Annotated in this window: 5 protein-coding genes; all 5 read left to right on the top strand. The window is 62.0% G+C overall.

What is annotated here, in order from left to right:
- The coding region (cobA, locus tag ACH2EH_RS11575) for a uroporphyrinogen-III C-methyltransferase (protein WP_395141809.1) at positions 1-643 on the top strand (643 nt) is incomplete at its 5' end.
- Between the two features lie 113 nt (positions 644-756).
- A complete protein-coding gene (hemA, locus tag ACH2EH_RS11570; RefSeq protein ID WP_395141807.1) occupies positions 757-2043 on the top strand; it encodes a glutamyl-tRNA reductase in 1287 nt (428 codons plus the stop codon).
- A 3-nt stretch (positions 2044-2046) separates the two neighbouring features.
- Positions 2047-2937 (top strand): hydroxymethylbilane synthase, encoded by an 891-nt coding sequence (gene hemC / locus ACH2EH_RS11565; protein ID WP_395141805.1) that lies wholly within the window; start codon positions 2047-2049, stop codon positions 2935-2937.
- Positions 2934-3677 (top strand): uroporphyrinogen-III synthase, encoded by a 744-nt coding sequence (locus tag ACH2EH_RS11560; protein ID WP_395141803.1) that lies wholly within the window; start codon positions 2934-2936, stop codon positions 3675-3677. The genes hemC and ACH2EH_RS11560 overlap by 4 nt, the downstream gene beginning before the upstream one ends.
- A partial coding sequence (gene hemB / locus ACH2EH_RS11555) for a porphobilinogen synthase (protein WP_395141801.1) occupies positions 3674-4584 on the top strand: 911 nt, incomplete at its 3' end. The genes ACH2EH_RS11560 and hemB, both read left to right, overlap by 4 nt.

The raw sequence follows: 4584 nt of genomic DNA, 5'->3' as shown, positions 1-4584 counted from the left end.
TGTCGTGCTTTATGACCGTCTGATCGCGCCCGAGCTGCTGGATCATGCTCCTGCCGAGGCGGAGCGAATCTATGTGGGCAAAGATTTAGGCTCGCCGTCGCAGCCGCGCCAGGATGCGATTCACGAGGCGCTGGTGCACCATGCAAAGCTCGGCAAGAGTGTCGTGCGGCTCAAGGGCGGCGATCCGTTTGTCTTCGGGCGTGGCAGTGAGGAGGGTGCCTATCTGACGCAACACGGCGTCTCCTACGCCGTGATTCCAGGTATCTCGTCGTGTATCGCCGGGCCTGCCGCAGCGGGGATTCCGGTGACTCATCGTGGGATTTCGGCGGGCTTCTGTGTGTTTGCGGGGCAGGAGGGCGAGGCGAACCATCTGCCGGAGACCCACTGGCAGGCCGCCGCGCTCATCGGAACGGCGGTATTTCTGATGGGTGTCTCGCGGCTCTCCAAGATTCTGGAAAAACAGCGTCAGTACGGCAGACCGGAAAATACCCCCGTCGCCCTGATCGCCTCCGCCACTTGCCCAGGGCAGACAGTCGTTACCGGCACGCTGGCGACCATCGAGAGCCTTGTCAGCGAGATCCTGCCTCCGGCGATTATTGTCATTGGCGAGGTAGTGGGCGTCCGCGAGCAGCTTGGGTGGTGAAACTTCACCTCTAAACCCTCACGTCTTCTTCACGTCAAAAAGCTACGATAAAAATCAGCCGTCGGGAACCGATGCCAAACCGGGCGGTATACTAGCGAGGAGAACTTAAAAACGTGTCTGTTGTTTTGCTAGGAGTTAATCACCACACTGCCTCGGTCGCACTGCGCGAGCGCCTCTCTCTCTCGGGCTGCGCACTGCGCAGCGCACTAGAGGAGCTACGGGCCACGGAGGTGGTTTTGGAGGCGGCGCTGCTCTCCACGTGTAACCGCCTGGAGCTCTACGCCACTCTCAACCCAAAGGCCAATACGGACTGCCTGACTGCGGCGCTCCGTGCTCTCTACTTACTTCCCGAGGATGAGCTGCACCCCCATCTCTACGTCAAGACGGGCGATGAAGTCACGCAGCACTTACTGCGAGTCGCCTGCGGGCTGGAGTCCATGATCCTGGGGGAGGATCAGATTCTCGGCCAAGTCGGGCTGGCGTTTCAAGAGGCTCAGACCGCAGGCAGTAGTGGGCCGATTCTCTCACGGCTCTTTGCGCAGGCCACGCAAGCCGGCAAGCGCGCCCGCACCGAGACCGAGATCAGCCGATTTACCACCTCCGTGAGCCATGCGGGAGCGCAGCTTGTGCTCCAGACCCGCCAGCCGGGTCAGAACCGTGTGCTGATTGTCGGCGTTGGCGAGATGGCAACTCTAGCGGCGCAGGCACTGCGTAGTAGCTCCGAGCTGGAGCTTGCGATCATTAACCGGACACTTATCCATGCCGAAGACCTAGCCCAAAGACTCGGGGCTCGTGCACTCAGCTGGTGCCAGCTCGACGAAGCGCTTGTCTGGGCAGATGCGGTGATCTGCGCGACGGGCGCGCCCCATACCGTGATCTACTACAACGTGGTCGCTGCCGTGCAAAAGGCACGGGAGGGCCGCTCTCTCACTCTTGTTGACCTTGCCGTGCCCCGCGATATTGAAGAGACGGTCGCCACACTGGAGGCCGTTGCCTACCACGACATTGACGCGCTCCAGCAGGTCATAGATGCCAACTTCGAGCTGCGCCGCGCCGCCATTCCCGCCGTAGAGGATATCATCACGCAAGAGACCGCACGCTTCACCGAGTGGCTCCAAACCCGTGAAGTGACCCCGGTGATAAAAGACCTACGCGACTGGGCACAGGGTCTGGCTCAGAGCGAGGTGCAGAAAGCTCTCAGCCGCTTACCAGGCGCCGATGAAGCCACGCAGCGTGCGATTGAGATCCTGGCCCACAGCCTGGTCAATCGCCTGATGCACGAGCCGACCCTGCGCCTGCGTAGCAATGCCATCGAGGGCAATGGGGTTAACTACGCAGACACGGTGCGCGATGTCTTCGGCCTGGAAGCGGCCCGCTGCCCCTTCGCCGAGAAGCAATAAGCCATGCTACGCTTTGGCACCCGTGGCTCCAAGCTCGCCCTCTGGCAGAGTGAGCATGTCCTGCTGATGCTTTCTCTGGGCGGTGAGCTAAAGATTATCCACACCAAAGGCGACAAAGTACTCGACACGCCCCTGCCGTTAATTGGTGGCAAGGGACTCTTCACCGCCGAGCTAGAAGCCGCACTTCATGCCAATACGATCCAGTGCGCCGTGCACAGCCTCAAGGATCTGCCTACGGAGCAGCCCGCCGGCCTGGTTCTTGGCGCGATTTTAGCACGTGCTCCTGCCGGGGATGTGCTGGTCAGCCGCAGTGGGAAAACGCTCTTAAATCTTCCCCAGAACGCCACTGTCGGCACCAGTAGCCGACGCCGCGCCGCGCAACTACTACGCGTCCGCCCGGATTTACAGCTTCTGGACATCCGTGGCAACGTGGACACACGCATCCAAAAAGCCCTTGCCCCCGACGGCCCCTACGACGCGATCTTGCTGGCCCACGCCGGGCTGGAGCGCCTGGGCTACGAGAACGTCATCACCGAAGTGCTCCCCTTCGCGATCATGCTCCCCGCACCCGGCCAGGGTGCGATTGCCGTGCAGTGCCGCGATGAAGCCTGGATTAGAGAGAAACTTTCTCTGATACACCACGAGCCTACTGCGCAAGCGGTCACTGCCGAGCGTGCTTTTCTCGCCGCTCTGGGCGGCGGCTGCTCGCTCCCGCTAGCTGCCTATGGAAGTATCACCGACAACACCCTCACGCTCACGGCCCGTGTTCTCTCTCCCGATGGCGTGCACTGCATCGAAGTCTCGGGTGCGGCTTCCCCCACTGATGCCGACACCCTCGGTGCCCAGCTCGCCGACGAGGCAAAAGCCCAGGGAGCCACGGAGCTGCTGGGGTGACGGGCAAGCGCATTGTCAACACCCGCGCCACACACCAGAACTCCCGCTTCACCGCGCTGCTTCAGAGCCAAGGCGCGGAGGTGATCGAGTACCCCTGCATCGCCATTGTCCCGCCCGAGGATGACCGTCCGCTACGCGAGGCACTGGCAAATCTAGCGCACTTTGACTGGCTACTGCTCACCAGCACGAATACGGTGCTAGCACTGGCCGCGTCCTACCCCCTCGCCCCCGCCCGGCTAGGGAACGCGGCTGTCGGCCCGGCGACAGCCAGAGCCGCGCAAGCCTATCTGGGCCTGGAAACGGTGCTCCTGCCCGAGACATTTACCGCCGAGACATTAGGCGAAGCGCTGCCAATTCACTCTGGGGAGCGCGTCTTAATCCCGGCGTCGGCGATTGCGCGGACGACACTGGCGGATATTCTGCGGGCACGGGGGGCGGAAGTGACGGTGATCGAGGCCTATCGAACCGTACCCGGCACGGGCGGCGCGAATGTCCCGGCATTGCTGGCTCAAAAGCAGGTGGATGCGGTAACCTTTACCAGTGCCTCGACTGTAGAGAATTTCATGGCCCGTCTAAGCGCCGAGGGGGGCAATCACGCCGACTTAGCATCGGTCTGCATTGCTTGCATCGGGCCACAAACGGCGGCGATGGCGAAGGCACACGGGCTGCAAGTAAACGTGATGCCCACCACGCACACGCTCGACGGACTAATGGAAGCACTGGCAAAATATTTCTTATGAATGAATTGATCTTTCGTCCGCGCCGCTTGCGGCGCACGCCGCTCTTGCGCCAGCTCGTGCAGGAGACCCGCCTTGATGCGGCAGACTTTATCTATCCCCTCTTTGTGCGCCACGGCAGCGGCTTGCAGCTCCCCATTCGCTCGATGCCCGGGCAGTGCCAGTGGTCGCCGGACACGCTGATCGCGGAGGCGAGCCGCGCCTTTGACGAGGGAATTCCCGCCGTGATTCTCTTTGGCATCCCGGAGACCAAAGACGCCTATGGGAGTGAGAACGCGAACCCGGAGGGGATTGTCCCCAGCACGATACGCGCCCTCAAGAAAGCCCGCCCGGAGCTGCTCGTGATCTCCGACATGTGCTTTTGCGAGTACACGGATCACGGGCACTGCGGTGTTTTAGACGAGAACGGCTATCTGCTCAACGATGCCACTCTGGAGCTGCTGGGGAAGGCGTCGGTGGTGCATGCCGAGGCGGGTGCGGATATGATCGCCCCGTCGGGGATGATGGACGGGATGATCGGCGCGATCCGAGGGGCGCTGGACGGTGCGGGCTTTGTCAACACGATCACCATGAGCTACGCCGCAAAATACGCCAGCGGGTTTTATGGCCCATTCCGGGACGCTGCTGAGAGCCCACCCCAGTTTGGAGACCGAGGGCAGTACCAGATGGATCCTGCCAATCGCCGGGAAGCTCTGCGAGAAGTCGGGCTGGATGTGGAGCAGGGCGCGGATATTTTGATGGTCAAGCCCGCGCTGGCGTACTTAGACATCATCCGGGAAGTCCGCGACACCTACGCGCTGCCGCTGGCCGCCTACCAAGTGAGCGGCGAGTACGCCATGCTCCACGCCGCCGCGCAGAACGGCTGGATTGATTTGCAGCGCTGCGCTTTAGAGAGCCTCGTGAGCATCAA

The organism is Armatimonas sp. (assembly GCF_043760365.1).
GTDB lineage: Bacteria > Armatimonadota > Armatimonadia > Armatimonadales > Armatimonadaceae > Armatimonas.
Note: the sequence above shows the minus strand (reverse complement) of the source record. Positions and strands in the feature narration are given on the sequence as shown.

Bases quoted from the DNA above. Each gene is read 5' to 3' on its own strand.
- hemC (WP_395141805.1), top strand. From the start codon at position 2,047: ATGCTACGCTTTGGCACCCGTGGCTCCAAGCTCGCCCTCTGGCAGAGT.